At 48.1% G+C, this 26,124-nt stretch carries 21 protein-coding genes; 9 read left to right on the top strand and 12 right to left on the bottom strand.

Annotated elements, in window-relative coordinates:
* Positions 1-180: 180 nt before the first annotated feature.
* Complete coding sequence (locus tag RIF36_RS02565) at positions 181-345, bottom strand: hypothetical protein (protein ID WP_350149307.1); 165 nt, start codon at positions 343-345, stop codon at positions 181-183.
* 458 nt (positions 346-803) lie between these two features.
* On the opposite strand from RIF36_RS02565, the gene RIF36_RS02560 reads away from it, so the two are divergent.
* The 4 genes from RIF36_RS02560 to RIF36_RS02545 all read left to right on the top strand — a co-directional run bounded on the left by RIF36_RS02560 (position 804) and on the right by RIF36_RS02545 (position 5,282).
* Entirely contained in the window at positions 804-962 is a 159-nt protein-coding gene (locus RIF36_RS02560; RefSeq protein WP_350149306.1) for a hypothetical protein, read from the top strand.
* A gap of 773 nt (positions 963-1,735) precedes the next feature.
* A complete protein-coding gene (locus RIF36_RS02555; RefSeq protein WP_350088181.1) occupies positions 1,736-1,894 on the top strand; it encodes a hypothetical protein in 159 nt (52 codons plus the stop codon).
* A 618-nt stretch (positions 1,895-2,512) separates the two neighbouring features.
* On the top strand, positions 2,513-3,709 hold the full coding sequence (locus tag RIF36_RS02550; RefSeq protein WP_350076808.1) for an aspartate aminotransferase family protein: 1,197 nt from the start codon (positions 2,513-2,515) through the stop codon (positions 3,707-3,709).
* Positions 3,710-3,764: 55 nt separating this feature from the next.
* Positions 3,765-5,282: a carbon-nitrogen hydrolase family protein gene (locus tag RIF36_RS02545; RefSeq protein ID WP_350076806.1), complete on the top strand. Its 1,518-nt coding sequence runs from the start codon at positions 3,765-3,767 to the stop codon at positions 5,280-5,282.
* A gap of 186 nt (positions 5,283-5,468) precedes the next feature.
* Here the strand turns inward: RIF36_RS02545 and RIF36_RS02540 are convergent, their stop codons facing one another.
* On the bottom strand, positions 5,469-6,767 hold the full coding sequence (locus RIF36_RS02540) for a Gfo/Idh/MocA family protein (protein WP_350076804.1): 1,299 nt from the start codon (positions 6,765-6,767) through the stop codon (positions 5,469-5,471).
* Positions 6,768-6,967: 200 nt separating this feature from the next.
* Between RIF36_RS02540 and RIF36_RS02535 the strand changes: the two genes are divergently transcribed.
* Positions 6,968-7,525, top strand: coding sequence for a hypothetical protein (locus RIF36_RS02535; protein WP_350076802.1), 558 nt, complete (start codon positions 6,968-6,970; stop codon positions 7,523-7,525).
* Positions 7,526-7,528: 3 nt separating this feature from the next.
* Here the strand turns inward: RIF36_RS02535 and RIF36_RS02530 are convergent, their stop codons facing one another.
* Positions 7,529-7,873, bottom strand: a complete 345-nt coding sequence (locus RIF36_RS02530) for a hypothetical protein (RefSeq protein ID WP_350076800.1) — start codon at positions 7,871-7,873, stop codon at positions 7,529-7,531.
* Positions 7,874-7,981: 108 nt separating this feature from the next.
* On the opposite strand from RIF36_RS02530, the gene RIF36_RS02525 reads away from it, so the two are divergent.
* Positions 7,982-8,443: a (2Fe-2S)-binding protein gene (locus RIF36_RS02525; protein WP_350076798.1), complete on the top strand. Its 462-nt coding sequence runs from the start codon at positions 7,982-7,984 to the stop codon at positions 8,441-8,443.
* 13 nt (positions 8,444-8,456) lie between these two features.
* The gene (locus tag RIF36_RS02520) at positions 8,457-10,670 is read left to right on the top strand and encodes a xanthine dehydrogenase family protein molybdopterin-binding subunit (RefSeq protein WP_350126664.1); all 2,214 of its coding nucleotides are present in this window, start codon (positions 8,457-8,459) and stop codon (positions 10,668-10,670) included.
* A gap of 31 nt (positions 10,671-10,701) precedes the next feature.
* Here the strand turns inward: RIF36_RS02520 and RIF36_RS02515 are convergent, their stop codons facing one another.
* Complete coding sequence (locus RIF36_RS02515) at positions 10,702-11,070, bottom strand: helix-turn-helix domain-containing protein (protein ID WP_350076794.1); 369 nt, start codon at positions 11,068-11,070, stop codon at positions 10,702-10,704.
* A 9-nt stretch (positions 11,071-11,079) separates the two neighbouring features.
* Positions 11,080-11,376: a type II toxin-antitoxin system HigB family toxin gene (locus tag RIF36_RS02510; protein ID WP_350076792.1), complete on the bottom strand. Its 297-nt coding sequence runs from the start codon at positions 11,374-11,376 to the stop codon at positions 11,080-11,082.
* 91 nt (positions 11,377-11,467) lie between these two features.
* Between RIF36_RS02510 and RIF36_RS02505 the strand changes: the two genes are divergently transcribed.
* Complete coding sequence (locus RIF36_RS02505; RefSeq protein WP_350076790.1) at positions 11,468-11,704, top strand: xanthine dehydrogenase family protein molybdopterin-binding subunit; 237 nt, start codon at positions 11,468-11,470, stop codon at positions 11,702-11,704.
* Between the two features lie 31 nt (positions 11,705-11,735).
* On the opposite strand, the gene RIF36_RS02500 is transcribed toward RIF36_RS02505, so the two are convergent.
* From RIF36_RS02500 to RIF36_RS02485, 4 genes are all read right to left on the bottom strand, one after another.
* Positions 11,736-11,903, bottom strand: coding sequence for a helix-turn-helix domain-containing protein (locus tag RIF36_RS02500; RefSeq protein WP_350076788.1), 168 nt, complete (start codon positions 11,901-11,903; stop codon positions 11,736-11,738).
* Positions 11,904-11,957: 54 nt separating this feature from the next.
* Positions 11,958-13,772 carry an FG-GAP-like repeat-containing protein gene (locus RIF36_RS02495; RefSeq protein WP_350076786.1) on the bottom strand — a complete coding sequence of 605 codons (1,815 nt, stop codon included), beginning with the start codon at positions 13,770-13,772 and terminating at the stop codon, positions 11,958-11,960.
* A gap of 546 nt (positions 13,773-14,318) precedes the next feature.
* A complete protein-coding gene (locus RIF36_RS02490) occupies positions 14,319-15,680 on the bottom strand; it encodes a glycoside hydrolase family 140 protein (protein WP_350126667.1) in 1,362 nt (453 codons plus the stop codon).
* Positions 15,681-15,756: 76 nt separating this feature from the next.
* Complete coding sequence (locus RIF36_RS02485) at positions 15,757-16,578, bottom strand: universal stress protein (protein ID WP_350126670.1); 822 nt, start codon at positions 16,576-16,578, stop codon at positions 15,757-15,759.
* A 201-nt stretch (positions 16,579-16,779) separates the two neighbouring features.
* Here RIF36_RS02485 and RIF36_RS02480 point away from each other — a divergent pair, with 201 nt between their 5' ends.
* The gene (locus RIF36_RS02480) at positions 16,780-18,183 is read left to right on the top strand and encodes a hypothetical protein (RefSeq protein ID WP_350126673.1); all 1,404 of its coding nucleotides are present in this window, start codon (positions 16,780-16,782) and stop codon (positions 18,181-18,183) included.
* Positions 18,184-18,359: 176 nt separating this feature from the next.
* Here RIF36_RS02480 and RIF36_RS02475 read toward each other — a convergent pair whose 3' ends face one another.
* The 3 genes from RIF36_RS02475 to RIF36_RS02465 are packed head-to-tail and all read right to left on the bottom strand — an operon-like array spanning position 18,360 to position 26,122.
* Positions 18,360-20,966: an ABC transporter permease gene (locus tag RIF36_RS02475; RefSeq protein ID WP_350126676.1), complete on the bottom strand. Its 2,607-nt coding sequence runs from the start codon at positions 20,964-20,966 to the stop codon at positions 18,360-18,362.
* Positions 20,959-23,511: an ABC transporter permease gene (locus RIF36_RS02470; protein ID WP_350126679.1), complete on the bottom strand. Its 2,553-nt coding sequence runs from the start codon at positions 23,509-23,511 to the stop codon at positions 20,959-20,961. The genes RIF36_RS02475 and RIF36_RS02470 overlap by 8 nt, the downstream gene beginning before the upstream one ends.
* Positions 23,504-26,122, bottom strand: coding sequence for an FtsX-like permease family protein (locus RIF36_RS02465; protein ID WP_350126682.1), 2,619 nt, complete (start codon positions 26,120-26,122; stop codon positions 23,504-23,506). Before RIF36_RS02465 ends, RIF36_RS02470 begins: the two co-directional genes overlap by 8 nt.
* Positions 26,123-26,124 lie beyond the last annotated feature (2 nt).

Here is a 26,124-nt window from a genome sequence, read left to right as displayed (position 1 = left end):
ACTACCTTTCTGCTAATGCTCCCAACTGATGGGTTTAGCACCAGCAACCCGGCGGCTGACGGCCCCAGCGCTTTATCCCTCCTCTCCGTACCGACGCCTGGAAGCAGCAGATGCCCGATCTTCAGCAGTGTCGGCACCGCCCCAAGCGGTCAGACACCGGTTCGACATACGCCGCAGCCATTAATGAATCAGTTTCTGAACATCATCTCTCATTATTAATTGAGATTCTTCAATAAAGCCTTCCTTCGTCAGCCCAAGAATACTCTCTGCTTGCTTAAAGTTACAAAGGCTGCCATTCCGAAGCCCTGCGTAGTCTCGGAACGAAGAGAATTCCCAGTCTTCCATCGCCTTCACAATTTTAGCCTTTAAAGGATTTTGGTGTATATAATGAAAACATATAAACCCAAGGTTTGGAGGCTGTTCCTTGGAGGTTAGAAGCTTAAATTTTGTTCTCTGCCTGAACAACGACCCTGAACGCTCGTCTCTTTTATTGATAAAATTAGTGTAGCTGCTGGATATTACCCTGACTGCGCTCGTCAACCGCTGAACTTCTATGTTGCCAGCTTTTACTCTGATACACGACTGCTCCGAAGTATAAATCAAAAAATGATAATGATTTGGCATTAAGCAATATGCAAGCACGTCAGCCTCAGGCAAAATGTGTTTTCTCACCTTCTTCAGAAAGAACAGATAGTCATCTCGACTGAAGAATATTTGTTGCCTGTCATTACCTTGATTGTAAACATGATACAAATGATTCGGCTCTAGCTTCATGTAGGTCAAAATAAGAATTTATCCCAACTTTGTCTCTATACAACCCGGCGGCTGACGGCCCTATCGCTTCTGGCCTTCCTGCCGTACCGACGCCTGGCCACAGCAGCGGCTCGATCATCAGCAGTGTCGGCACCGCCCATAGCGGTCAGACACAGTTGGATTACCTTTCTGCTAATGCTCCCAACTGATGGGTTTAGCACCAGCAACCCGGCGCTGACGGCCCCAGCGCTTTATCCCTCCTGGTCGTACCGACGCCTGGAAACAGCAGATGCCCAATCTTCAGCAGGGTCGGTACCGCCCTAAGCGGTCAGACACCGGTTCGGCACACGCCGCAGCCATTAATGAATCAGTTTCTGAACATCATCTCGCATTATTAATTGAGATTCTTCAATAAAGCCTTCCTTCGTCAGCCCAAGAATACTCTCTGCTTGCTTAAAGTTACAAAGGCTGCCATTCCGAAGCCCTGCTTAGTCTCGGAACGAAGAGAATTCCCAGTCTTCCATCGCCTTCACAACTTTAGCCTTTAAAGGATTTTGATGTATATAATGAAAACATATAAACCCAAGGTTTGGAGGCTGTTCCTTGGAGGTTAGAAGCTTAAATTTAGTTCGCTGCCTGAACAACGACCCTGAACGCTCGTCTCTTTTATTGATAAAATTAGTGTAGCTGCTGGATATTACCCTGACTGCGCCGGTCAACCGCTGAACTTCTATGTTGCCAGCTTTTACTCTGATACATGACTGTTCCGAAGTATAAATCAAAAAATGATAATGATTTGGCATTAAGCAATATGCAAGCACACTCGCCTCAGGTAAAATGTGTTTCCTCACCTTCTTCAGAAAGAACAGATAGTCCTCTCGACTGAAGAATATTTGTTGCCTGTCATTACCCTGATTGTAAACGTGATACAAATGATTCGGCTCTAGCTTCATGCAGGTCAAAATAAGAATTTATCCCAACTTTGTCTCTATACAACCCGGCGGCTGACGGCCCTATCGCTTCTGGCCTTCCTGCCGTACCGACGCCTGACAATCGCAGAGGCTCGATCATCAGCAGTGTCGGCACCGCCCCAAGCGGTCAGACACAGTTGGATTACCTTTCTGCTAATGCTCCTACCTGATGGGTTTAGCACCAGCAATCCGGCGGCTGACGGCCCCAGCGCCTTATCCTCCTCTCCGTACCGACGCCTGGAAACAGCAGATGCCCGATCTTCAGCAGTTTCGGCACCGCCCTTTGCGGATCAATCTGTATTCCTGGGGATTGAATGTTTCGTTTGTGGTTAAATAAAAAAGCAAAACCGGTTCAATGCGTCTCGCCCGGCCGGGATAGGCTTGGACCTTTTGCTTTTTTATGACTACTCTGGATTTTGGGCTTAAAGGGTAATTCCCAGATTTTCCGCTTGCCCCCCCTTTGCAGTCAGACACAGTTGGATTACCCTTTTGAAAACGCTCTTACCAAAGGCTTGGTGCCAACAACCTGGCGGCTGACGGCCCCAACGCAATAGCCATCTGGCCGTACCGACGCCTGGAAACAGCAGATGCCCGATCATCAGCAGTGTCGGCACCGCCCATAGCGGTCAGACACAGTTGGACTACCTTTCTGCTAATGCTCCCAACTGATGGGTTTAGCACCAGCAACCCGGCGCTGACGGCCCCACCGCTTTATCCTCCTCTCCGTACCGACGCCTGGCCTGACAGTAAGCCTGCGGAATTGCCTCATTTCTCCCTACCTTTGCCGTATGCTTTCCAACAGACAACTCTTTCAGCAGCATCTCGCCCAAACTTCAGAGTTTCCTTTGATGACCGAAGTGGAAAAAGCCGAAGGCATTTACCTCTATACTCCAGAGGGAAAAAGAATCATTGACCTGATTTCCGGAATCGGCGTCAGCAACATCGGGCACCGCCACCCCAAAGTCGTGACCGCCATCAAAGAGCAAGTAGATAAATACCTCCACGTAATGGTTTACGGGGAGTTTGTTGAAAGCCCTCAAGTAAAACTGGCCAAGGCCCTGGCAGACACCCTTCCTTCCCCCCTCGATAATGTCTTTCTGGTCAACTCTGGCAGCGAGGCAGTGGAAGGCGCCCTCAAACTCGCCAAGCGCTTCACAGGTAAACCTAACTTGGTTTCGTGCTTCTCCTCTTACCATGGCAGTAGCCATGGCGCATTATCTGTAACTGGCGACGAAGTTTTCAAACAAAAATTCAGACCACTGCTTCCTGGCGTTAAGCACATCACTTTTGGCCACATCCCAGACCTAATGGTGATAGATGAGCAGACAGCTGCCGTCATCATAGAAACCGTACAAGGCGAGGCTGGCGTAAAATCCGCTACCCGGGAGTATTTCAAAGCCTTAAGACAGCGGTGCAACGAAACCGGCACTTTACTCATACTAGACGAAATTCAATGCGGCTTTGGCAGAACCGGCAGCTTCTGGGCATTTGAGCAGTACGGCATTGTACCTGACATTGTAGTGGCGGCAAAAGGCATGGGTGGCGGCATGCCCATAGGAGCTTTCATGTCCTCCAAAAAGGTTATGCATGTGCTGACGGACAACCCCGTACTTGGGCACATCACCACTTTTGGCGGGCACCCTGTTTCAGCGGCAGCTTCGCTGGCCACCCTCGAGATAATTCTGAAAGAAAAGCTTTACAGCGAAGCGGAAAGCAAAGCAGCGCTTTTTAAGAAACTTCTGAAGCATCCCTCCATTCGGGAAATTAGAAACCATGGACTACTGATGGCAGTCCAATTTGAAAGTTTTGATATCCTCAAACCAATTCTTGACCTATGCCTTGAACGGGGCGTTCTTTCAGACTGGTTCCTATTCAACAACAGTGCTATGCGCATAGCTCCCCCCCTCAATATTTCCGCCGAAGAGATCGAGGAAGCATGCAAAATAATTCTAAAATCCATCGAGGATTGTTATAGCTTGCACTAATTTTCAATTCGAATATTTTAAGGAAGAAAAGACGCCCCAATAGGCAAAATTATTTATGGAAGATATAGGAAAAGTAGAACTCCGTGCGCTGAAATCATCTGACTATCAGGGACTGAAAGACTCCATGATCGCAGCCTATCCAAATTGGCCGGGAGCATTCTGGGGAGAGCAGCACATTGAAACTCTGCTGAGGATATTCCCAAAGGGTCAGATAGCTATTTTTGTTGACGATGAGCTGGCTGGATGCGCCCTGTCACTTATTGTGACCTATGAACACTTCGGCGATTCCCACACCTACCAGGAAATTACGGGTAACTATACTTTCAACACGCACACACCAAAAGGTGATGTTCTTTATGGTATTGATCTGTTTATAAAACCAGAATACAGGGGGCTAAGGCTGGGAAGAAGGCTCTATGATGCCCGAAAGTCGCTTTGCGAAGACCTGAACCTGAAGGCCATCGTATTTGGCGGGCGGATACCCAAGTACCATGAGTATGCCAAGGACTTGAGCCCTAAGGAGTATATCCAAAAGGTTAAGTTCAAAGAAATTTACGACCCGACACTCACCTTCCAGCTCTCCAATGACTTCCACGTAAAGAAAGTGCTGGTTAACTACCTGCCTGGCGACAAAGAGTCGAAAGACTATGCAGTGTTGCTGCAATGGGACAATATTTATTATGAAAAAGGTGCCAGGAAGCTCCTCGACAAATCAATCGTAAGACTTGGCCTTGTACAATGGCAAATGAGGCTTTACAAAGACATCGACGACCTTTTTGAGCAGGTAGAGTTTTTTGTCGACGCCACATCAGCGTACAAAAGTGATTTTGCCCTCTTCCCGGAGTTTTTTAATGCGCCGCTTATGGCAGCACACAACAACCTCAGCGAAGCGGCGGCAATAAGAAAACTTGCCGAGCATACCGACGAAATCAGAGACCGGTTTATTCAGCTGGCCATAAGCTACAACGTGAATATTATCACAGGCAGCATGCCCTCCATGCGGGGCGACAAGCTCTTTAATGAAGGGTTTGTTTGCAGGAGAAATGGCACATACGATAGCTACGAAAAAATACATGTTACACCAGATGAGGCCAAGTTCTGGGGCTTAACCGGCGGGAAGAAAGTAGAAGTTTTTGAAACCGACTGCGGCCCTATTGGTGTGCTTATCTGTTATGATTCTGAGTTTCCTGAGCTTTCGAGGATACTGGCCGCCCAGGGGATGAAAATACTTTTCGTTCCTTTCCTCACTGACACACAGAATGGCTACGGCAGAGTGCGTTATTGCTGTCGTGCCAGAGCAATTGAAAACGAATGTTACGTGGCTATTGCCGGCAGCGTAGGCAATCTGCCCAAGGTGTCGAACATGGACATTCAGTTCGCACAGTCTGCTGTGTTTACACCCAGCGACTTCTCCTTCCCTACCAACGGCATCAAAGCAGAAGCGACACCTAACACAGAAATGATTCTGGTGGCGGACGTTGACCTCGACTTGCTGAAGGAACTGCACAACTTTGGTTCAGTGCGCAACCTTAAGGACAGAAGAACGGATATTTATGATGTGGTGAAGAAGTAGGTAGCTTCAAAAAAATCTGAAAATACAACGTCATTCGTAGCAAAACGGAGCCGACGTGGAACCCGACGCCGGAACGGAATCTCCTTGATGATGGCAGAGTGTTCAGAACAGCTTACTGCCATCAGCAGGGGGATGCCTCCCTCGTTCCTCGGAATCGGCATGACGTTGTTTCGGCGGCCTCAGATGTCATACCGGATACTCGTACCCCTTCCTATACTCCCTCGACAGTAGCTTGTTCGCCTCGGGGTCATTGATTACTTCCTGCTTGTCGCCGTCCCACTCTATGCTGCGGCCTGCCTTCGCCGAAACCATTGCCAGCAAGCTTATATTGGTCGCTAGCTGCCCGTTGATCATCGGGTTGATGGTTTGCCCTTTGCTCTCAATCACCTTAAGGAAGTCAGTCCACAGCTCTTTAATATTCTGCTGGTCGGGTTCGTGTAGTACGGGGTCTACGTGCACAATCTCCTTGTTTTTATCAACGGGGTAAAACGTCCAGCCGTCAGTCCAGCCAAGGTGCAGTACACCTTCCGTGCCATAGAAATAGCAACCAACGGCCGGGCCCTCCTGGCGATTGCCGGCGTAGTTTCGGTTTTCCCAATGCAAGGTAAATGACTCAAAGTCGTACACAGCTATCTGCGTATCTGCAGCGTCGGTGCTGTCTTCTCTGATGCGGCGTGCAGTGCTGGAATAAATCCTCCTTGGTGCTTTTTCTTCTGTCCACCACAGCACCTGGTCAAACCAGTGCACACCCCAGTCGCTGATGGTGCCATTGGCAAAGTTAAGGTGCTGGCGGAACCCTCTGGGGTGAATTGTCTTGTTGAAAGGAACCAACTGTGCCGGCCCACAATACATATCCCAATCCATACCTTCCGGGGCTTCTGAATTAGGTGTGATGCTGCCAGGTCCGCCGCCATAGTTAATAAAGCATTTCACACTTCCAATTTTCCCCAGCTTACCCGAGCGCAAAAACTCGTTGGCAGAGATATTGTGTGGTGAGGCACGACGGTGCAAGCCAATTTGCACCACTTTCCCTGAAGCGGCAGCCGCCTTCACCATGGCTTTTCCTTCATTGATGGTGTGACAAATAGGTTTTTCGCAGTAAACATGGGCACCGCTTTTCAAAGCGTCAATCGCAGCCAGGGCATGCCAATGATCAGGCGTAGCCACGATCACAATCTCCGGCTTCTCCTTCTGCAGCATTTCCTTGTAGTTGGTATAAGGCTTCGGTTTGTTGCCTGTCAGCTTTTCCACTTTTTCAATAGCAGGCATCAGCTGGTTTTTGTCCACGTCGGCCATGGCCACCACTTTGGAGCGACCAGAGGCCATAGCTTCACCTAGGATGTTCATACCCCACCAGCCACTACCGATAAGGGCTACTTTGTAGGAGGCTTGTTGTGGGGCAATGCCCATCAAAGGCATGGCGGAGAAAACAGTGCTAGCGGCGATGCCCGCTGAGGTGGTTCTAATGAAATTGCGTCTGTCCATGGGTGTAGTAGGTGTAATTCTCACTCTGATGGATAAAAACTACAAAAATTTCTCCGTGGTCGCCAAGAATAGTTGACTATTGGAAAGAAGAGGTGAAAGCAGGTAAGCGACGAACCCTATTTCATTAGTCACAGAAATACGCTACCTTATGTTGTAGGAAGCGCAAACTTCTCACGCAGACCCATCTTATTCCAACAGCCATGAAAAGGACGATAACAACCATCTCAGCCGTTGTGGTTATCTTGTTGATCGGTATACAGGCAAGTACTGCTTATGTCATGGTTCCTGCAGACTACACCACTTTGGATAAACTGGCCGCCGATTCACTGTACATAACCGGTTTGATGGAAGTTGCCGATGCAGAAAGAGTACTGGGCGAAGCTGCCCATTTCGGTGATAGCCATTGGACGGAGGAGGCCAACGCAGGGGTGCTCAGGTGCACCTATGTAGCCGACTCCGCCGATGAAAAAACCGGCAAAACAGGTGCCCTTTATGTAATGATAGAAAGCTACAACGAAGTTTCCTCAGCTCACAAAACCTACTCTGACATCCTATCCGGCAATCAAAATCTCGGAAATGTCAGCGTTATCAACGACCTGGGCGATGAAGCCTACTTTCTTAGCGACGGACAGAATTTTCTCCTCATCCTGGTCCGCAAAGGGCCGAAAGTGCTTCGCCTGAAAGTGAACAAAATCACAGCTCACACTTCTCTTGACAATTTCCACCAGATGGCCAGAGAAGTGGTTAACAAGCTGTGAGTCTTACACTTTCAAAGAAAGCTGTCGGCAAACAAGCCCGATAATAGCACCCATCGCAACGCTGGCTACCACCAGCGGTGCCAAATGCTCCGGCGTACCCGTCCCTACGGTTTCGGCAATATACCAGGGCAGGCATAAGAGCACGGTGAGCAACACTGAATGCAGCATTACTTTTTGACCTTTGTCTATCAGGTAGACAACGAAACCAAAGCCGAACCACGCCAACACCGAACGGGCGATCACCCATAGGCTGGTTTGTGGCTCCACCGAATAAATCAACAATCCCTCCAGTAAGGCAGGCACCATCCCTACGATGACAGCGTTACGAATTTTTAATAAGTCGTTCATAAGTATCTTTTTTGGCGAGTGTATTGCACGTCAATGACAACCGTATGTCAGTCCCTCATTTTTATTCAACCCTCATTTCCCTATCTTAGAAATCAAACCAGAGACACGATGCCCCAATTCACCCTTTACATTAACGGTTCGCAGAAAACCGTAGATACGGAGCCAGACACGCCCCTGCTTTATGTGCTCCGGGATGACCTGGCACTCAACGGCCCAAAGTTTGGCTGTGGCCTTGCGCAATGCGGATCCTGTATGGTGCTGCTGGATGGACGGGCTACCACAAGCTGCATGCTACCGGTTTCCTCCATCGGCAATACTGAAATTACTACGCTTGAAGGGCTGGCAGACAACAACGGAAAACTTCATGTGGTGCAGGAGGCCTTTGTAAAGGAGCAGGCAGCCCAGTGCGGCTACTGCCTGAACGGCATGGTGATGGCAGCGGTGGACTTACTGAGCAAAAATCCTCAGCCCGATGACACCGCCATACGGGAAGCCCTACAATTTAACTTGTGTCGCTGCGGCACCCACACGAGGATCATCAAAGCGGTAAAACGTGCAGCCAGAAGCTGATAATTCAGTAGCCATGACAGAAGCAACCAGCACCTCCAGACGAAAATTTCTCCAGCAAATCGGCTACATCAGCGTAGGGTTTCCCTTTCTCACCTCTTGCATCACGGAGCCCGACCCAGTTATCGCCGCCCGGGTAGACTACGAAGGAGGGCTTCCGGGCAGCCTGCGGGGTGCAAAAACCGTAAACGCCTGGCTACAGGTATTGGAAGACGGGCGCATCAGGGTGCTATCCGGCAAAGTAGAGCTGGGTCAGGGTATCCGCACGGCCATCCGGCAGGTAGCCGCCGAAGAGCTGGACATGGAACTGGACATGGTGGAAGTGCATTTGGCAGAAACAGGATTGACTCCGGATGAAGGGTATACGGCCGGAAGCGGCTCCGTGCCTAACAGTGCCATGTCGGTGAGGTATGCAGCCGCCACGGCAAGGCAAAAATTGCTGAATCTGGCCAGTGCCAAATTCAATACAACAGAGGATGATCTTCTGCTACACAACGGAACCGTCAAAGCCAAAAGAAGCCATCAATCGTTGAGCTTCGCAGAGATACTGGAGGGAACTCAAATTGACATGGAAGTCGTTACGCCAGTCAAGATCAAAAGCAAAGCAGAGCACAAGTATGTGGGTAAAGCAGTGCCACGTACTGACATTGAAAAAATGGTACGAGGCGAGCAGGTATACGTGCAGGATTTACGTTTTCCAGGCATGGTGCATGCTCGTGTGGTGCGGCCATCTGGCTACAAGGCCCAATTGGCAAAAGTGGATGAGTCGGGCCTGGCCACAGCTATTCCAGGAGTGATCAAGACCGTGGTAAATGGCAGCTTTATTGGCGTGATTGCCGAAAAGGAATACCAGGCAGTAAAAGCTGAGCAATACCTGAGAGAACATGCCGAGTGGGAAGACAACACCTCGCTTCCTGAACAAAAGGAGTTGTACAACCATATCCGAAGCATTGCGGAGGCACCCAAAAACATCCGGAATGATGGGGATATAGATTCAGCCTTCAAAAGCAGTCAAACTCTGAAAGCCACCTACCGCAAGCCTTACCTGAAGCACGCCTCCATGGGGCCTGCCTGTGCTGTGGCCATGTACGACGGCGACGTCCTGCATATCTGGTCGCACAGCCAGGGTATTTACCCGATGCGAAATGGCATAGCAGCGATGCTAGGCATGGAGGTAGATGACATCCATATCATTGGTATACCAGGGGCAGGATGCTATGGACACAGCACGGCAGATGATGCCTCGGCAGATGCGGCTCTGCTGGCATTGGAACTTCCCGGCAAGCATGTGCGGGTGCAGTGGTCAAGAACCGATGAACAAACCTGGGAGCCCTATGGCTCGGCGATGATCATGAAAGTGGAAGCAAGCTTAGATGCATCCGGCAATATCAGTGCCTGGAAATCCGACGTGTGGACCGACAGCCATAGTTGCCGACCCAACGGGGATGCCGGCACGCTGTTGGACGCCCGGTACATCAACGATCCGGTTCAAATGAAATCCAGAGGCTATTTGGGAGGTGGCCACCGAAATGCCGATCCGTACTACAGTACCCCCAACATGCAGGTCAATGCCTTTTTCTTCGACGGCCCGTTGCGGGTGTCCTCTCTGAGAAGCTTGGGTGCTTATACCACCATCTTCTCTATCGAATCGTTCATGGATGAGCTGGCCGAAAAGGCAGGCAAAGATCCGCTTGTCTTTCGGATAGCCCATTTGGAAGACGAGCGAGCCATCGCCGTCCTCCAAAAAATTAAGGAACTCACCTCCGGGATTACTGTAAGTGAAGATGAGGGAATAGGTTATGCTTTCAGTCGCTACAAAAACACTGCAGCCTATGCCGCTGTGGCTGCAAAAGTGAAGGTGGATAAAGCCACGAGCAAAGTGCAGGTAAAGAAAATGTGGGCTGCTGTAGATGTGGGCGAAGTGATCAACGTGGATGGCCTCACCAACCAGATTGAAGGCGGAATGATCCAGGCTGCCAGCTGGACGATCATGGAAGAAGTGACCTTTAATGAGAAAGAAATCACCAGCACTGACTGGCACTCCTACCCTATTTTCCGGTTTGGCGACATACCGGAAGTAGAAGTGGCTATCATCGACAGACCTGATGAACCGGCTGAAGGTGGTGGCGAAGTGTCGATGCCCCCATCAGGCGCAGCCATTGCCAATGCGGTGTATCGAGCCAGTGGGGAAAGGGTGTATGAGTTGCCGGTGAGGGTGGGGAAAGTGTGACAACTGGCCCTGAATTTGATCGCCAGAGCCCTTATTTTATCAAATTGTAGTCACTGATCAGAAGCTGAGCGGAAAGGTTAAGCCGCTCCGCAAGGATTCTCACCATCTCAACGGTCAATTTCTTCTTTCTGTTAAGAATTTCAGACACCCTGCTTTTCCCGCCAATGATGCCCACCAAATCTTTCTGCTTTAACTGCATTTCCTCCATCCTGATTTTGATGGCTTCAATGGGATCCGGCGCTTCAATAGGATAATGTTTTTTTTCGTACTCGTCCACCAAAAGACCGATGATATCAGCTTCATCACTCTCAGGTGTTCCTATTTTTGCGTCAAAAATCTCATCAAGTCTTTCGAGTGCTTTTTGATAATCCTGCTCTGTTTTAATAAGCTTTAGTTCCATGGCTATTGATTAAATACTATTAGCGTCAATCTTGTCATACTCAGCATGTGTGCCTATGAACCGAATGAATATCCATTGTTTCTCAAAATTGAATTTTGCCACCAGCCGATAAGCGTTGCCTTTGATATTGAATACAATTCGCTCGCTTCTCAGCACGCTGGCATTTGCATAGGTGTTCTTTACATCATTTGGGGTTTTCCAATTGCTATTTTTGGCGGTGTCATACCATGTTTTAAGGTGTTGCTCCGCATCGGCATGTTTTTCCCAGTATTCCCGTAAAGTACTTTTAGCAAAAATTCGCTCCATTCACATTGAGATACAGTAAAACTACACAATAAGTTCTTAAAAAGAGAACCTTCATCGGGTTTTACTGAAAGTTGGCTATAACTACTAACTGGTGAATGGGGGCGATCGCTCCAGAGAAATCACCAGCACCGACTGGAGCACCTACCCTATCTTCCGGTTTGCCGACATTCCCGAAGTAGAAGTAGCCCTCATCGACCGGCCCGACTTACCAGCTGAAGGTGGCGGCGAGGTGTCGATGCCTCCCTCCGGTGCTGCCGTTGCCAATGCGGTATACCGGGCGAGCGGGAAGAGGTCGTATGAGTTGCCGATTGGGGGAGTGAAAGTCTGAGAGCTGGATCCGAATGCTGTTGCCCAGGGGATTATTTTGTCAAATTATAATCGTTAATAAGAATTTGGGCGGAAAGGTTGAGCCGCTCCGCAAGGACTCTCACCATCTCAACGGTCAATTTCTTCTTTCTGTTAAGAATTTCGGACACCCTACTTTTCCCGCCAATGATGCCTACCAAATCTTTCTGCTTTAGCTGCATTTCTTCCATTCTGATTTTGATGGCTATTCAAATTGTAAAAGATGCCTCATAAGATCAGTGATTGATCCACACTTTGTTAGGCATATTATTTCCATGCACAACAAAAGCGTCTAAATCTCCATCTCCATCTAAATCACCAAGGGAGCCCCCGACAATGGTCGAGCCATCCAAAGACTGCCCAGTATCGGTGAAGAATCCATTTCCATCATTGAGCCATACCACACTGTTAAAGTAATTTGTCACAAAAATATCGAGGTCTCCATCGCCATCCAGGTCACCAAAAGATACATTTCGGCTAGTTGAGCCACCTAATGACTGGCTGCTTTCCGTGAAGGTTCCATTTCCGTTATTGAACCACACCTTATCAGGTTGGGAGTTATTAACCACGTAAGCATCAAGGTCGCCATCCATATCTAAATCGCCTAAAGAAACGTCAAAGCTATTAGAGTTTCCCAATGATTGGCCGCTATTTGTGAATGCGCCATTTCCATCATTAAGCCAGACTCTATCAGGTTCCTGGTAATTAACAACAAAAGCATCCAAGTCGCCATCTCCGTCCAAATCGCCTAGTGCAACATCGTTGCTTCTCGAACTTCCCAGAGATTGACCGCTGTTGGTGAACGAGCCAAATCCGTCATTGATCCACACTTTGTTACTTTTTGTATTAAATGTGGGGTGAAGATCGTTTGCTACAAATGCATCCAAATCCCCGTCTCCATCCAGGTCTCCAAGTGCAACACCCAAACTCTTTTCAATTCCCAGTTCCTGTCCGCTGTCTGTGAAGTTGCCACTACCGTCATTCGTCCATATTTTGTTCGGTTGGGTGCTGTTTACCTCAAAGGCATCTAAATCTCCGTCTGAATCCAGGTCACCTAAGGCTACGGCATAACTGTTCGAAGTTCCTAATAACTGACCACTGTCGGTAAACGAGCCATCACCATTATTAACCCAAATCTTGTTGGGTTGTCCTACATTTACCACGAAGGCGTCCAGGTCGCCATCACCATCCAAATCTCCCAGCGCCACATTTTGGCTTTGCGAACTACCTAACTCCTGTCCACTATCGATAAAGAACCCGGAAGACACATCCAACACCAACTCAACAGTCAACGGACTTGATTCATAATGCGCCAAACTGTCTCTGGTAAAAGTGTAATTGAAAGTGGCATATCCTTCTCGTTCTATTGTCAGCTCATAAGTAGGGTATCCATCTCTGATTACGATTGAATTATTAGCGACGGGTTCGACATGCTGATGAAACAAGAAAGCGTCGCTCTCTGCTGTTAATTCTGCACTTAAAAGCTGCTCAATTTTGCCCTTTTCAGACACATTAATATAAAATCTGAATAGGTTCACCAAAGACAAGTCAAACCCAACCAGGCCAAAGTCTTCAAGTTCCAAATCTTCGGTTGACACTACTTCCACCTGCAAGTCGAGAATTTCGTCCCGACTTATCACAAACTCAATCGGTAGTGGATCACCTACATTTTGCGCCTGAAGAGAGCCCTCTTCGGGAGTCGCATATATTATATTGTTATCGGCATCCAACACCAAGAATTCAGTCAAGGAATAACTGCCGACCGGAAGGCTAATCTTTTGGCTAATGAATTCACCGTCCAACTGGTACAGCTCTATTTTAGACGTTGAATACGGAGTCGATGAACCATCATCCTTTTTGATCGTAATCAAAATAAAAGCGGCATCGCTCAGGTCCAATGTTCTTCCGTTTCCAGCCTGCTGATCAAATTTTGGACTGAAACTGATTTCTCCCACGCCATGAGGTTCCCCTGAATCATCGCCGCCACATCCTGTAATAACACCAATCAAGATGAACAGGCCTAAAAGTTTCGAAGCTGAATATTTTATCATAAAAAATGTCTTTTGATTATATCGATTGAATTTTCTCCATTTCAGAGAAGCACATCATCAACGATTTTCTCTTGCTAGTTGAATCAGTAGTCGATTAAAACGAACGAATATACAAAACGGATCAAATATATTTACCTAATAATAATTATTTAGCTATATATTAAAATACAGAAATCAACCACTCTCACCGGCATTCATCATTCCCCTATTGTAAAATTAGAGATAGCGAACCTGCATCACACTTTATATTGTCTGCCTGCATCTGATTCTCTTAACTTTTGGTAACATAAGAAATAGGCTCAAATCCCTAATACGCTAGCAGTTACCACAACAATATCATCTCGATGGTAAATTATTTTTGTTAATGCTATCACAAAGTGCGGGCATTTCAGAAACAGGAATGAGCCGAGGTGGAACCCGGAACTGAAACGGATTCACACAGCAAAACACATGGTCTGCCCGGTGGTAGATTCGGGGGCTTTCTCATTGCGCTATCGCCCCATTCGACGGCTTTGTGCAGGCTTTTGCTGTAATGCAACCGACTGATTACTCCGCCGCATCCAGCACCAGCACCCAGTCCATGCCTTCTCCTTTGGAGGGCGGCATGAAGGCCATCTCGGGTTGCTTTTCCATTTTCACGGCAGTGGTCATTTCACCGGTGCGGGGATTAAACCAGCTCACATTCAGCGAGCCTCCTTTCAGATTGGTAGTATTCAGGTTAAGTACTCTGCCAAAAGGGGTATAAACAAAAGCGAAAGTACCTTTCGACGACCGGTTGGCGCTGATGTAGTAACCTTCCATGGGGTCGTTCTCTCCCAGCACCATCGACTGGTCGGGAATGCGCTCCAGCATAGGCCTCGACTCGATCAGCTTCCGCACATAGCCCATTTGCCTGCCTCCGGTCAGCTCCAGCGACTCCTTCCAGGTCTGTTGTGGCGAGTTCACTGGCTCCCGACCTTTATCGTACATCTGCCACACTGCATGGCACCCATAGGTATGCCCTGCCGCACCGGCAAACACCTGCCAGTAAGCCAGCTTTCGCACGTTGTCGGCATTGGACACGCCGTGCTCTTTGAGGTTAAAGCAAAGGGGATGCTCTTCATAAAGAGGTTCTCCGTCGAGTGTAGGCTTCGTAGGGGCCAGGTTATAGTCCCAGGTTATTTTTTCATGGCGGTTGTTTTCATAGCAGTGGCCCGTTTGGTGCATGTTGAAGTCGAGCCACTGCTCCCGGTGAAACCAGGTAGACGAACCGCCGTTTTGGTGCGGCTGCGGATGGTAGGTCATCAGACCTTTGTCGTACCCTCCCACACCTTTTGCAATGCCCTCTGCCATGGCATTCCACACGGCTACATCTGCTTCGTTTCTGGGGTTTCTATCGCCACCCAATATCCAGATGATGTTCCATTGGTCTTTGTACCGCTTGCCAATGTATTCGCCGTAAATGGCGGCATTCTTCTCGTTAAATATCTCGGGCCCTGTCCCCCAGTTATTCTTAAAAAGCTTGTCGCCCCAGGTTGGTAACAGTCCGATGAATAGTCCCATTTCAGCCGCTTTTTGGATCACCCAATCCACATCTTTGAAGTAGGCCTCGTTGGGCTTGGTGGGATCATTGTCAACCAACGGTTTGTTGCCTTGCGCATTGGGCGTGTTCAGTCCGTCCAGCTCAGCCAGCACCACGGCCTGGATCACTGTATACCCCTGCTCCTTCCTTTTTTGCAGGTAATAGTCAGTGTCTTCACGATTGAGCCTGTGAAATAGCTCCCAGGCGGTGTCGCCCAGGTAAAAGAAGGGGCTGCCATCGGAATAAACCAGAAAGCGCTGGTTGTCGGATACTTTTAACGGGAGTTGTTTGACCTGACCGTAAGCCTGGACACTCAGGCCGAAGAAAAAGAGAATCAGTAGGCGCATAGGCTGTAAAGTTTGGGGTTGAATTTACAAATTCCTCCCAACTATTGGCTACTCTGCGTTAACACTCAAAACAATACTAAAACACCAGCATCGGCACATTGGCGTGATACGCCACATCTTCCGTATGACTCTTTCTGAACAGGTCTTTGATGGTTGATCTTGCGCTTCTGCGCATCACGAGCAGGCTCCCGGGATTTTTGCCCAGGTAGTGCTCAATGCCTTCGAAATAGTCGTCGTAGTTACTTGAATAGTAGCTTACGTCGGCCTGAAAGATTTTTTCCCCTGCAAAGTCCTTCATGCCTCTCCATTTCAGCTCAAAGTCCTTTGTCTCCTCTTCTTTGATGTGAGCAATCACAATACCCAGTCCAAGCTTGCCAGCCAGGTCGTCCACGCTTTCCAGCAGGGCAATATCCTTGTCCTTCAGGCTTGTAGCAAAAACCAGGTTCTTCAGCTTTCCAAAGTCAGCTTTCGGGGGAATCACCAAAACTGGCTTGACCGACTTGTGTATCACATCAGCCGTACGGCTGCCCAGGAAAAATCGTTTAAGTCCGCTGGCGCCCATGGTAGGCATCAGCACCATGTCCGCAGAGTACTGCCTGGTGGCTCTCAGTATGCCCTCCGAAAGCTCTCCTTCCAGGATATGCATGTCCAGGTTCAAGTCATCGGCAGAAGTGCTGGTTTGATAAAGCTCCTCAACCAGGGCCTTTAGCTGGGTTCGGGCCTGCTTTTCCATGGCCTTTTTGTTTTCCTCCTGCCGGGATGCGAAGTCGTAGGGCACCTCAAGCGTATGGATGAGGTTCATATGCGCTTTCAATTTTTGCTGAAGTGAAAGGGCAAAATGCAACGCTGTTTTCGAGTTGTCAGAAAAATCGAATGGTAAAAGCAGCTCCTTTATCATGATCAAAAAAATTAATGCTAAAAGTTAGATATTCCACACGCAATAAACATCTGTGGCCTGTCAATAATTCATTAATTTTCAACATCAGCACCGTCTGCATTGGTTTTGTCTTCTGGCAAGCCTAAATTTATCATATGTTCGAATCTGGCTCGAAAACAGTAGGAAGTACGAGCTGATGCGAAAAGAGAAGAGTGTGGGATCATGAGCGAGAAAGAGATCAAAGAGCTGTTAAAAAAGGCCGTTGAAGATGGGCTATCCATCCTCCGCTATCAGGAGGAGCGGGTAGAACAGGAGGAAATCTCCGATCCTTTCTCATTCTACGAACAGTTTCCCTTTTTGCAGTGGTCAAAAAACGGACTCCCCGACTTTAGCTATTCGTCTGTTGCTAAAATAAAGTACAGTAACCTTTTCCTGAAAGGCAATCGATACAACGACATCCAGTCATGGAAGGCCTTGCAGCAGGCGCTGCTCAACAGCAAGGAGTATGTAGCGTTCTATGGCCTGACCAACAATGAAGAAGTGGCAAGAAACTATCATACTTACTTTTTCATTGCTGACCTGATCGATCATTATGCGCATACATATGGGAAGCTCGACTATCATGAAAAAGCGTTTGAGCCAGTATTTCAGACGTGGTACAGCGCCTGGTCAAAAAACGAGCTGAAAGTAGATGTGTGGGTGCCCATCCTGTTTCTTCACTTTCCCGTTGGCGAGGTAGAGCTGGGCCCGGGCCTACAGCTACAACAAATCGACGATGCACGTCAGCTAAGCAAGGCTTATTTTGGCAGGCATCTCAACTCCAAGCTGCAGCAGGTATTTGCCTCAGCCACCCATGCGCTGGTATTTAACGATTGGGTGGTTGACAACACCTCGCTTGATGCCAGAAACGACTTCCTCAATGACCCCAATGCTTTCTCTGACATCTTTGACCACCTTGATTACCTCATGGGCTCACTGCGGATGGTAGCGGGAGAAGAAACTGGCTATGGGCAGCTATTGGTGTTCCCTGCGGGTTGGGCCGATCAATGGGCGGCCGACCTGGTTCCCTGCCTCCCGATAGAACAACACAACTTTCCAGCTTCTTTCCTCAACCAGAAATGGAAGCAGGCACCGCCCAAGATGAAAGAAAAAGACATCCAGGACATAGCGGACATTTACAAGTTACTTTCGAAAGGTGGACGAAAAAGCCTGGAAGTGGGTGTGCAGAAGCTGAACAGCATCTACCTCAATGATCAGGCACCCGAAAGCATGATTGACATTCTGACGGCGCTTGAAGCCCTGTTGCTCGACGAGGTACATGGTGACCCGGTGTACAAGCTGTCGATGCGGCTGGGTTCATTATTACAGATAGCCCCATTTTCCAGAAAAGAGGCCAACGATATTTTTAAGGTGGTGGAAGCTTTGTACAAATACAAGTTAAACATATTGAAAGGAAGCAGTCACCTCAACGGCAAAGAGAGAAAGATCAGTTTTTATCCCAAAAAGAAAATTGACGTAGTGAGCTTCGGCACCGACCTGCTCCGTCACCTCCTTCTCACTTTCTTTAAAAACCCGCAAATGCAGGAACCTGCTTATCTGGACAGGATGCTTATCAATCGGGGTTGATCACTCCGATCACAATACGTCCAACGGCTTGTTTCGAATAGCCTGCTATTTTAAATAGTATTACTCTATTTTCAGGCTTTTTTATCCCCGCCTAAAGGGCGTAAAGCCTGAAAATTTGATGACTATGCGCTAAAAAAAGTGATCTAGCCACCCTAATAAAGGCGGGTGGTGTAAGGTTACTCGGTCCTCAACGCATCTACCGGGTTGGTCCAAGCTGCTTTTACCGACTGAGAACTAATGGTCAAAAAAGCCACTGCCAACGCCGCCAGACCGGGAAGCACGAGCATCCACCAATGCACACTAATCCGATAGGCAAAACCTTGCAGCCATTGGTCAACTAACCACCAACCGAACGGTAAAGCTATCAGGTAGCCGATTGTCACCATCTTGATGAACCTGAAAGCAAACAGCGAAACAATATGGGCCGTACTGGCTCCCAGAACTTTACGTATGCCCACCTCTTTGGCACGTTGCTGCGTACTAAAGGCCGCAAGGCCAAACAGACCGAGGCAGGCTATCAAAAGCGCTATTACGGTGAAAAAGCCAAATATTTCGCCCTGTCGAATATCTGCCTTATAAAGTTTATCAAAATTATCGTCCAGGAATTCGTAGTCGAAGGGAAGGGAAGAGTATTTACGAAATGTTTCCTCCAGAGAAACCACGGTTGCAGGAAGGTCTCCTGGCATAACCTTTACAGAAATGTAGCGGAAATTCTCCTTCAGTTCTACCAGTAGCGGGGCAATCGTCATGTGCATTGAATGCATGTGAAAATCCTTGATCACCCCCACAATGGTCTTGTCACCCTCCCAGCCAGATGTAAAGGTCTTTCCCACCGCTTCGTCAACAGACCACCCAAACTCCCGGCAGGCCGCTTCGTTCACAACAATATTTTTGGAGGATTGATCAAGCGCATACTCAGGTGACAACGTCCTTCCTGCAATCAGCTCCATGCCAAATACTTTCAGGTAGTTTTCGTCGGTTCTCAGCTGATAAATGGTATGATCATAATCAGTCTCTTTCCCTTCCTCCTTCAGGCTAACCACGTTACTCTGCTCTACATTAGTCGGAAGGTTCTGAGAAATAGTGACGGCCACCACTTTCGGATTTGCCAGCCAGTCTGCTTTTATGGCCTCAAAGCTGTCTCTTACATTACCATCATAAGACCTGATGGTAAAAACATGCTCTTTTTCAAATCCAAGTTCCTTTTCGCTAATGAACTTAAACTGAGCATAAGCCACAAGGCTACAGATAATCATGGCAACAGAAATAGCATACTGCCCGATGATCAAACCTTTTTGCAGGCGAATGCCAGAAGCCGACGCATTCATTTTCCCTTTCAGCACCTTTACTGGTGCAAGCGACGACATAAACAAGGCCGGGTAACTGCCGGATAGTATACCTACAATGATAACCAACAGCAACAAACCGGGGGCTAGCATAATAAAGTCTCCCATGTTGAACACCAGCATCCTGTCCACCATCTGCCCGAAGTATGGCAAAGAGGCCGGTAGCAATAGTGCAGCCACTGCCAACGCAGCGAGAGTAACAAATACCGACTCACCAAGGAATTGCATCACTAGCTGCCATTTGTGAGCGCCAATTACCTTCCGCAACCCCACTTCCTTTGCTCTGCCAATAGATCGGGCAATGGCCAGGTTCATATAGTTGACGCACGCAAGTATCAGGATCAATGCAGCTATCATTGAAAAAAGTGCCAGCTGCGCAGGGTTTCCTCTGGGGCCAAGATCGAAATTGACCGCCGTTTGCAAATGCCATTCCGTGATTGGCTGGATCAGGTAAGTCGGGTAGTCGTCGTAGGCCCATCGTCGTTTCAGAAGCTCCGGCATCTTGGCCTGTAGTCCAACAGCATCGGCACCTTCCTTCACCTTCAGAAAAGAGTAAAATGCATTTCCCTCCCACTTTTCCTTTGCTTTATCGTCCAAATAGTACTGGTCTGCCTCAAGACTCCAAACATGCGTAAACTGTAGCGTGGAGTTGAGAGGCGGATCCTGAATAATAGCGGTCACCTGAACCTTTCGGCCATCCAAAGTTAACGACGTTCCCATAACGTCATCGCTTCCAAAAAGCTTTTGGGCCAGCGACTCGGTCAGCACTATGCTTTCTGGAATCAAGAGTGCGCTCTCCGCATCACCTCTTAAAAAATTGAAGCCAAACACCTTAAAAAATTGAGGATCCGCAGAGATTCCCTTTTCCAGATAGCTAACCTCTCCCATTGTGATAATTCGGGTTGGTGCCTGTAGCGAAGTAGCCGCTTCCACCTCCGGAAAATCACTCATGAGTGTTTCAGCGAACCCAGCTGGCATTACGGCAAAGTAATCGCTACCCATAAAAGGGTTGAATGTTTGTTGTTGATAAGTCCGGTATATTCTTTTTGAGTCAGAATAAAACGTGTCAAACGACAGTTCGTGCCTGACATACAAAAAAATTAGAATAAAGGCGGTGAGGCTAAGCGCCAATCCGCCCACATTAATGGCGGCGTAGAGTTTTTGGCGCAACATACTGCGCCAGCCCACCTTCACGTAGTTTTTGAACATCCCAAATTGATTCATGCGATAACTCCCTCCTATGGGTTTAATAATTGCTGGTCTGAAAAGTTTGATCACGTCAAGACTAAAAAGCCACCTGGCTTTTGTCGGGCCTCTTTTGACCGCTCTGCCGTCAAATCGCTCTAACAAATCCCCCTCAATATCCTCCCGGTAATCCGGGTGGCAGAACCAGCGGAAGAAACGGAGAGCGAGTTTGGGTGGGTTGTGCCTATTCATCTCTCAAAGCATGTATTGGGTTGGCGAGCGCAGCTTTTATGGTCTGAAAAATGATCGTCAAGGTGGCAATAACGAGCACCAAAAACCCGCCAGGAAGCAGCTGCCAGAATGAAAGTTGAATACGATAGGAAAAGATTTGAAGCCAGCTATCCATCCCAACCCAGGTGATCGGGGCTGCCACCAAAAACGCAATAGACACATAGAGCAGAAAGTCTTTCATCAGCAGCCTGACAATGTGGGCTGGCGACGCACCATGAACCTTTCGTATGCCAATTTCTTTCGTCTTTTGCTCTATCGTAAACGTGATAATGGCCAGCAACGCAAAACATGACATGATAAGCGCAATGGCACCAAATCCGGAGAAGATTTCGCCTGTTCGCTCATGGCTGGCATGCTGTGCCTTGTACCTGTCTGTCAAAGACTCATAGGTGAATACACTGCTTGGGTTCAGTTGCTCAAAAGATTCCTGGACGAAAGCCAAAGCCCTTCCGTTGTCGTTACCCGTAAGCTTGATATACAGATCACCTGAGTTTCCATAAAAAATGAAGAGCGGTTCAATGGCTTTGGTGAGGCCCCAGTAATTGAAGTTCTTGACCACGCCGATAATCTTCACCTCCTGACCTCTTGGCAATTTCACAGTTTTACCGATTGGTGAGGTCAGTCCCATTTGGTCAGCGGCCTCCTGATTAATCACTATCGACTGCTCATCAGCATGGCCCTTTTCATAAAACCTACCTTCAACTATTTCTATGCCAAACGTTTCAATAAATTCACTATCAGCATCCATCGGCCTAACAGTTATGGTACCTTCCACCTGTTTTCCCTCCCAATCGCCAATCGGCATATCAAAGTAGATGTACTCAAATGTTGAGCGGGAAACTGTAGCTATATCGGGCGACTGGCCCAGGGTATTTTTCAAGGCTTCAACGTTGTCTCTGGCCTGATCATCTATCCTTACAGTCACCAAATTTTCCATTGTGTAGCCAGGGTTTCGGTCATGGATAAACATCAGCTGGTTTTGGAAGATCAGCGTACCTGTGACCATGGCAATACTGACGCAGAACTGAAACACTACAAGCGGCCTCCTCAGCGAAAACCCACCCAGGCTTTCGCTCCCGTTTTTTTTAATCATTACCATTGGCTTCGACGAATTGATCAATAGTGCCGGAACAATTGAAATAACGAGGAGTATGGTTAGAATAAATGCCATTATAAGGCCAATCACTTCCCGTCGGCTAACAACGGAACCAACAATTGCTATTGGTATGCCAAAATAGCTTCCTAATAACACAAGCAGAACGATTGCAGCAATGCTGCCGAGAATTAAATTCAAAAGGCCTTCCACAAAATACCGGTGCACGATATGCCACCGATTGGCGCCGAGGATTCTTTCCAGTCCTGCCTGCCGAAACTGCCCAATAAACCGGGACGTGGTGAGGCTTATATAGTTCACACAGGTAAGAACAAAGATCAGCAAGCCCGCAATAGAAAATATCCACACATACCGTATGTCGCCACTCCTCGGGAAAAAGGGCGTCATCCTTTCGTGGAAATAAATGTCAGGCAGGGCTATCAGCTCACTTGACCAATGAGGCTTTTCAATTTTATCGTAGAGTGTTTTGAGGCCGTTTGATTTCGAAAGTAAGGATGAGGCACTGGATTTGTCATCGAGTTCAATAAAGGTGGCGCAAAACCAGGCACCCCAGGCTCTGCTCTCGTCCTGATAAGAGGCTTGCTCAAATGGGATGATAAAATCAAATTGGAAAGATGAATTTTGTGGCAAATCAGCCAAAACTGCTGACACCTGGTAGGTATCTGAGCTCCCCACTGTTACCAACTCCCCAATTGGGTCAGCACCATCGAATAACCTGTCAGCAAGTGCCTGTGTAACAATGACGGAGTTTCCTGAAAACCCTAAGCTGTTGCCCGAGGCAAACGGGAAATCAAACATGCTGAAAAAAGCTGCATCCGTTTTTGCTCCCCTCCCATTGAGTTGCTTGTCTCCTGTTTTAACAACTTCCGGCTCGCTGCGGAAAGTATACCGGGAGGCATTTACGACTTCCGGATATTCCCGCTTCAATGCTTCAGCCAGCGGCCCAGGTGTTACCACACTTTTCTCATACTGCCGAAGGATAAGCTCGACCTGGAATATCCCGTCAGCTTTGGTATGAAACCTATCGAAGCTCAACTCATTGGCCACCCACAGGAAAATACCGACCGTACAGGCAAGGCCAAGTCCGAGCCCCAAAACACTGAGCGTTGAGAACGCCTTGTTCTTTTTCATGCCTCTAAAGGCTAGTTTCAAATGGTTAGAGAACATACCATCATACATCTGCTGTATACCTGCTATTGGTTTCATGAGCGCTGGTTTTAGTAATTGAAAAACATCCCACACAAAAAGCCACCTGGCTTTCCTTATTCCTTTCTCCTCCACCCTCCCCTCAAACCTTTCCATCAAATCACCCTCAATATCCTCCCGATAATCCGGATGGCAGAACCAGCGGAAGAAGCGGAGGGGGAATTTGGGTGGTTGGTGTTTATTCATCTCTCAAAGCATGGATAGGATTGGCAAGTGCCGCTTTCAGCACCTGACTGGCGATGATCACAATAGATAAAACCAACACCAGAGAGATAGCAATAGCGAAAAGCCACCAGGCCACATCAATCCGGTAGGCAAAGCCTTCCAGCCAGCTGTTCAACCCAAAGAAAGTGACAGGCACAGCCAGGGCCGAAGCGATCAGCACCAGAAGGAGAAAGTCCTTTGACAACAGCCCCAGTAAATTGGCTGGCGAAGCGCCCAAAATCTTTCTGATACCAATTTCTTTGGCCCGTTGTTGGGTATCCAATGCCGATAAACCAAGCAACCCCAGCACTGATAGCAGCAAAGCGATGGACGCAAAAATCAGGATAAGTTTCCCAAAACGCCCCTCCGATTGATACTGAGCCTGATAAGCCTGGTCGGCGAAAGAATAGCTAAAGGGCCGCTTGGGGCCAAAATCGGCCCACTTGTCCTCCAGCTTGTCGACGATGTCGTGCATATTGCTGCCCGAAACATCCAAAGTAAGGAACATGTACCTCAAAGGATCTATCTGAAGGGCAAGAGGTTCGATCTTCTCTTTCAGCGATTTGAAATGGAAATCTTTTACTACACCAATGACCGTCCCCGTCCACCAGTTTTTTTGGTCAAATGGCTTACCAATTACCTCCGCAGGATCAGCATAGCCAAGGATGCTGACAGCAGTTTCATTGAGAATGATGGCTTTCCTAATATCTGACTGTAGCTCTTGCTGAAAAGCCCTGCCAGCCACTATTTGCATCTCATACTGGTCGATAAAATCATAGTCTACCCGGTACAGATCTGAAACAAAGCTGGTTATCGTGCCATCTGCCCCAGGCACTAAGAAGTTGTATCTGCGACAGGTCTTTCCAGGCACACACGACGACATACTGACGGCGGCAACACCTGGTATAGCCAGTATTTCCTGCTTGACCATCTTCTCATTTTCCTTTATGTTTTTGTCCATGTAAAAATCCAGCACCAGCTTCTGTTCCTTCGAATAGCCAAGATCTTTATTTTGCATGAACTGAAGCTGCCTGTAAACACCCAGTGTTGACGCAATCAGCATCACAGAAAAGAAGAACTGTGAAACAACTAATGACTTCCTGATTAAGTGTCCGTGGGTGCCCGACTTTAGCTTTCCCTTTAGTCCACCGACCGGGTCGAATCCTGACAAAAAGAAAGCCGGATAAATACCGGAAAGCAACCCAACACCAACGGTAAGGGCCAACAGACTACCAATAAACTCTATGTGATTGAAGATATTAGTACTAATGGGTTTGCCCACCAGTTGGTTGAAAAAGGGAGAAAGCAATACAAACAACACAAGTGCAAAAGCAAATGCCACTAGCGAAAGAAAAACAGCATCTGCAAGAAACTGAAACAACAGTTGGCGTTTGGCAGCACCCAACACCTTTCTCACGCTGATTTCTTTGGCACGGTTGAGCGAAAGTGCAGTGGACAGGTTCACAAAATTGAAGCCTGCGATAGACAACACCAGCATCGCCACTATCGCCAAAATGTAAACATTGTTGATGCTACCGGTGACTGATGATCCCGTCCTGAATCCCCGGGCCTCAGCCCGTAAATACAGGTCGGTCAAAGGCTCAACAGACATGTGAAAAGTGGCCTGCTCTTTATCAACCTTACCTGCCACAAGATCGGTAAGCTGCTGGTTAAAGCTGGCAATAGTCGGCATGTTTTGAAGGAGCAAATAGGTGTAGGTACCGAAAGCATTCCAGTTGTCTTTCATTCCCGGGTTCCAAACCTCTGTGAGCAGCTTCATCGAAAGGAATATGTCAGTCCGGAAATGGGAGTTGTAAGGCATGTCTTTCATCACACCTACCACATGCACATTCGTGCTTCCATCAAGCGTAAGCTGCTTGCCCAGACAGTCGGTCGTACCGAAGTATTTGATAGCGGCAGTTTCCGAAAGCACCGCATCGTAAGGTGCGTCGAGTGCCGTTGCCGAATTACTGGCTAGCAGTGGCAACGTGAACACTGAAAAAACAGATGCATCGGCATAAGCCAGGTCTTCCCGCATGAAAGTCTCCGGGTCGGATTGCACAATCATGTAGTCCAGAAACACCCTGGCGTAATCTGCCACCTCTGGAAAATTGGCCGCTACCGCCGGCGCCATGGGGAGCGATGAGCTCTCTAGTCTGGCACCGTTGGGCGTTTGCACATCCGTCACAAGCCTGTATATCTGCTCACTATTTTCATGGTACTTGTCATAACTCAATTCAAACTCCACAAACAGCAGGGCAAAAAAGCAGACCAGAATACCTGTTGTTAACCCGACCAGATTAATGAAGGTAAATGCCTTATGGCTTTTCAGGTACCTAAGTGTAATCTTGATGTGGTTCTTCAGCATTCCGTAATGGTTTAGTTGGTGTGCCCCTTCCATTGGCCGTAGGATGTCCGGCCTTAATAGCTTTAAAACCTCCAGCGCAAAAAAGACTTTGGCAGCAAATGCTCCTTTTTCCTCCACCCTCTTCTCAAACCGCTCTGCTAGATCCCCTTCAATATCTTCCCTGTAATCCGGATGGCAGAACCAGCGGAAGAAGCGGAGGGGGAGTTTGGGTGGTTGGTTATTCATCT

It is taken from the genome of Imperialibacter sp., from assembly GCF_040222815.1.
In the GTDB taxonomy this organism is placed as follows: domain Bacteria; phylum Bacteroidota; class Bacteroidia; order Cytophagales; family Cyclobacteriaceae; genus Imperialibacter.
The sequence above is the reverse complement of the archived record's forward strand: the minus strand, read 5'-3'. Positions and strand labels throughout refer to the sequence as shown.

Excerpts from the sequence above, each read along its gene's own strand:
- RIF36_RS02565 (WP_350149307.1), bottom strand. The coding sequence starts at position 345 with ATGGAAGACTGGGAATTCTCTTCGTTCCGAGACTACGCAGGGCTTCGG.
- RIF36_RS02550 (WP_350076808.1), top strand. The coding sequence starts at position 2,513 with ATGCTTTCCAACAGACAACTCTTTCAGCAGCATCTCGCCCAAACTTCA.
- RIF36_RS02545 (WP_350076806.1), top strand. The coding sequence starts at position 3,765 with ATGGAAGATATAGGAAAAGTAGAACTCCGTGCGCTGAAATCATCTGAC.
- RIF36_RS02540 (WP_350076804.1), bottom strand. The coding sequence starts at position 6,767 with ATGGACAGACGCAATTTCATTAGAACCACCTCAGCGGGCATCGCCGCT.
- RIF36_RS02535 (WP_350076802.1), top strand. The coding sequence starts at position 6,968 with ATGAAAAGGACGATAACAACCATCTCAGCCGTTGTGGTTATCTTGTTG.
- RIF36_RS02530 (WP_350076800.1), bottom strand. The coding sequence starts at position 7,873 with ATGAACGACTTATTAAAAATTCGTAACGCTGTCATCGTAGGGATGGTG.
- RIF36_RS02525 (WP_350076798.1), top strand. The coding sequence starts at position 7,982 with ATGCCCCAATTCACCCTTTACATTAACGGTTCGCAGAAAACCGTAGAT.
- RIF36_RS02520 (WP_350126664.1), top strand. The coding sequence starts at position 8,457 with ATGACAGAAGCAACCAGCACCTCCAGACGAAAATTTCTCCAGCAAATC.
- RIF36_RS02515 (WP_350076794.1), bottom strand. The coding sequence starts at position 11,070 with ATGGAACTAAAGCTTATTAAAACAGAGCAGGATTATCAAAAAGCACTC.
- RIF36_RS02510 (WP_350076792.1), bottom strand. The coding sequence starts at position 11,376 with ATGGAGCGAATTTTTGCTAAAAGTACTTTACGGGAATACTGGGAAAAA.
- RIF36_RS02500 (WP_350076788.1), bottom strand. The coding sequence starts at position 11,903 with ATGCAGCTAAAGCAGAAAGATTTGGTAGGCATCATTGGCGGGAAAAGT.
- RIF36_RS02495 (WP_350076786.1), bottom strand. The coding sequence starts at position 13,772 with ATGATAAAATATTCAGCTTCGAAACTTTTAGGCCTGTTCATCTTGATT.
- RIF36_RS02490 (WP_350126667.1), bottom strand. The coding sequence starts at position 15,680 with ATGCGCCTACTGATTCTCTTTTTCTTCGGCCTGAGTGTCCAGGCTTAC.
- RIF36_RS02485 (WP_350126670.1), bottom strand. The coding sequence starts at position 16,578 with ATGATAAAGGAGCTGCTTTTACCATTCGATTTTTCTGACAACTCGAAA.
- RIF36_RS02480 (WP_350126673.1), top strand. The coding sequence starts at position 16,780 with ATGAGCGAGAAAGAGATCAAAGAGCTGTTAAAAAAGGCCGTTGAAGAT.
- RIF36_RS02475 (WP_350126676.1), bottom strand. The coding sequence starts at position 20,966 with ATGAATAGGCACAACCCACCCAAACTCGCTCTCCGTTTCTTCCGCTGG.
- RIF36_RS02470 (WP_350126679.1), bottom strand. The coding sequence starts at position 23,511 with ATGAATAAACACCAACCACCCAAATTCCCCCTCCGCTTCTTCCGCTGG.
- RIF36_RS02465 (WP_350126682.1), bottom strand. The coding sequence starts at position 26,122 with ATGAATAACCAACCACCCAAACTCCCCCTCCGCTTCTTCCGCTGGTTC.